This window comes from Pseudomonas sp. EL_65y_Pfl1_R83 (genome assembly GCF_963970695.1).
Classification (GTDB): domain Bacteria; phylum Pseudomonadota; class Gammaproteobacteria; order Pseudomonadales; family Pseudomonadaceae; genus Aquipseudomonas; species Aquipseudomonas tritici.
Genome location: NZ_CAXAQI010000377.1, coordinates 1 through 467 on the forward strand (window position 1 = coordinate 1; position 467 = coordinate 467).

The 467-nt window shown below is 64.0% G+C and carries 1 protein-coding gene; it reads right to left on the bottom strand.

Translation table 11 applies throughout. The annotated features are described in order from the left end of the window. Positions 1–240: 240 nt before the first annotated feature. Positions 241–467 (bottom strand): hypothetical protein (locus AACY08_RS29390; protein WP_339472596.1); only part of this gene is annotated, 227 nt, incomplete at its 5' end.

A 467-nucleotide genomic window follows, 5' to 3' on the forward strand; every position in this document is an offset into this window, starting at 1 on the left:
CCCCCCCCCCCCCCCCCCCCCCCCCCCCTTTTTTTTTTTTATTTTTCGCCCCCCCCCCTTTATAAACATTTTTCCCCACCCCCCCGCTTTTCCTTTTTTTCGGGGGGGGCCCGCCAACGCCGCGCGGGGCAAGGTCTGGATGAAGTCCGGCTATCGCTTCGACGTCGAGGTCAAGGAGGGCTGGACGCCCGGCGCCGAATTGAACCGGTCGGACAAGTGGCCGCGCGCGCGGAGCTACGCTTACGCCCGCGAGATTTCGCCCTGCTCGGAAAGGCCGGTTCGATGATCCGCACCAATTGTCTGCTCACTCTCTCCAACGGCCGGCATATCGACCTCCTCAACCCCAGGGCCTCCGACATCGACTTCGGCTCGATCTCGGAGCATCTGGCCAAGGAAAATCGCTAGAACGGGGCAACGGCGGGCAGCGTCTACAGCGTCGCCGAACACGCGTCCCGTGGCGTCGAAGC